5 protein-coding genes and 1 pseudogene are annotated in these 1,910 nt (G+C 63.6%); 1 reads left to right on the forward strand and 5 read right to left on the reverse strand.

The genetic code is table 11. The features are described from left to right. The 5 genes and pseudogenes from ENZ74_RS30625 to ENZ74_RS30645 all read right to left on the reverse strand — a co-directional run. Window positions 1-300 (reverse strand): Maf family protein (locus ENZ74_RS30625; protein WP_206522371.1); only part of this gene is annotated, 300 nt, incomplete at its 3' end. Between the two features lie 21 nt (window positions 301-321). Continuing rightward, window positions 322-540 (reverse strand): translation initiation factor IF-1, encoded by a 219-nt coding sequence (infA, locus tag ENZ74_RS30630; RefSeq protein ID WP_006200926.1) that lies wholly within the window; start codon window positions 538-540, stop codon window positions 322-324. A gap of 87 nt (window positions 541-627) precedes the next feature. Beyond that, window positions 628-1,098, reverse strand: a complete 471-nt coding sequence (locus tag ENZ74_RS30635) for a low molecular weight phosphatase family protein (protein ID WP_013530197.1) — start codon at window positions 1,096-1,098, stop codon at window positions 628-630. Then, window positions 1,086-1,571, reverse strand: coding sequence for a UPF0262 family protein (locus ENZ74_RS30640; protein WP_013530198.1), 486 nt, complete (start codon window positions 1,569-1,571; stop codon window positions 1,086-1,088). Before ENZ74_RS30640 ends, ENZ74_RS30635 begins: the two co-directional genes overlap by 13 nt. Window positions 1,572-1,577: 6 nt before the next feature. Then, window positions 1,578-1,781, reverse strand: a pseudogene (locus ENZ74_RS30645) (histidinol dehydrogenase); the annotation flags it as partial. 48 nt (window positions 1,782-1,829) lie between these two features. Here ENZ74_RS30645 and ENZ74_RS35485 point away from each other — a divergent pair. Continuing rightward, window positions 1,830-1,910: histidinol dehydrogenase (locus ENZ74_RS35485; protein ID WP_245471044.1), on the forward strand; the 81-nt coding region annotated here is incomplete at its 3' end.

The raw sequence follows: 1,910 nt of genomic DNA on the forward strand, positions 1-1,910 counted from the left end.
GTTGGCGGCGTCGTCGAGGGTTTCTGCCTTGGGCAGGATGCGCCGCCCGACGGCAACCACCGTGTCGGCGGCCAGCACGAAACCCGGCGCATAGTCGGCTTCGGTCTTCAGTGACGCAAACGCCTTTTCGGCCTTTTCCTTCGACAGCCGCTTGGCCAGCGAGCGCGGATGCTCGGCACGCAGCGGCGTCTCGTCGATATCGGCCGGCAGCACGCGGTCCGGCTCGATCCCGGCCTGCTGCAAGAGCTCGATTCGGCGCGGCGAACCCGAGGCAAGCACCAGCTTCTGCAAAATGCTCATCGCGGACCAGTCGGGCTTTGCTTACTTGAAACGATAGGTGATGCGGCCCTTGGTCAGGTCGTATGGCGTCATCTCGACCAGAACCTTGTCGCCGGTCAGCACGCGGATGCGGTTCTTGCGCATGCGGCCGGCCGTATGGGCGATGATTTCGTGTTCGTTTTCGAGCTTTACCCGGAACATCGCGTTCGGCAACAATTCCGTCACGACACCCGGAAACTCGAGGACTTCTTCCTTCGGCATTCGATACCTTTGCTTGGATGGTAGTTCCAGCACCCTGGCCGGAATTTCGGCGGAACCTATATGATAATCGTCCGCTTGTGAACACGCTTAATCCGTCGCGTTTTTTGCCTCTGGAAGCAAGAAACGTCGGCCTATGCGCACCTTCAGCCGCTCGCGGACGTCCCGGTACGCTGCCATGATCTGTTCGCGCGTGCCACCGGCGTCGGTCGGGTCCGGCGTCGGCCAATATTCGACCTCGACGGCGAGCGAGCGGGTGAGTTCGAGTGCGGCGTGGTGCGCTTCGGGTGCCAGCGTGACGATGAGGTCGAAATAGTCGTCCTCGAGATCGTCCATCGTCCTTGGGTGGCGCTCGCCCAGCGTGAGATCTTCTTCGGCCAGCACCGCATCGACGAACGGATCGCGCTCGCCGGCGCGAACGCCGGCCGAAGCGACAAAGACGGTGGCGGGCAGCATCCGGCGCGCCAGCTGCTCCGCCATTGGCGAGCGCACGGCATTCATGCCGCACAGGAACAGGATCGAACGGGGCAGGGCGCCGGGCGACAGGGCTAGCCCCGCCAGTGCAGCACGCAGACCAGCGTGAACAGCCGGCGCGCCGTATCGAAGTCGATGTCGATCTTGCCGGACAGCCGGTCCATCAGCGTCTGCGAACCTTCATTGTGCAGGCCGCGGCGGCCCATGTCGATCGCCTCGATATGGCTCGGCGTCGAGGAGCGGATGGCGTCGTAGTAGCTTTCGCAGATCATGTAGTAATCCTTGACGATGCGCCGGAGCGGCGTCAGCGACAGGATATGGGTGACGACGGCGGTGCCATCCTCGCGCGCCACGGCAAACACCAGCCGCTGCTCGGCCAGCGACAGTTTCAGCCGGTAAGGGCCGTCGCCGCTGTCATTGACGGGCTGGAAACTGTTCTCCTCGATCAGGTCGAAGATCGCCACTGCACGTTCATGCTCGACATCCGGCGTTGACCGGCCGATCGATTCATCGAGTTCGACATCGATCAGCCTGGCGCGGGTTTGATCGGGGCCAGACATCGCCGCCTACATGTTCAACCGTATGGCGACGGAGCGTCCATGCGCGTCAAGACCCTCCGCCTTGGCCAGCGCAATCGCCGCCGGCGCCAAGATACGCAACTGCTCCGGTCCAAGCTTGAGGATCGACGTGCGCTTGACGAAATCGAGCACGGACAGGCCGGACGAGAAACGCGCCGAGCGCGCCGTCGGCAGCACATGGTTAGAGCCGCCGAACATGTCGAACTGGCCATCGACGACGCCGAGGGCTTCCTGTCGCGGATGCGCAATGCCGGTGCGGTCTTTCTCGGCCGCCACACGCCGGAAGCCATCGGCGACTATGTCGGCGGCTCTAACCATGTG

The organism is Mesorhizobium sp. M7A.F.Ca.CA.002.15.2.1 (assembly GCF_003998715.1).
Lineage (GTDB): Bacteria > Pseudomonadota > Alphaproteobacteria > Rhizobiales > Rhizobiaceae > Mesorhizobium > Mesorhizobium ciceri.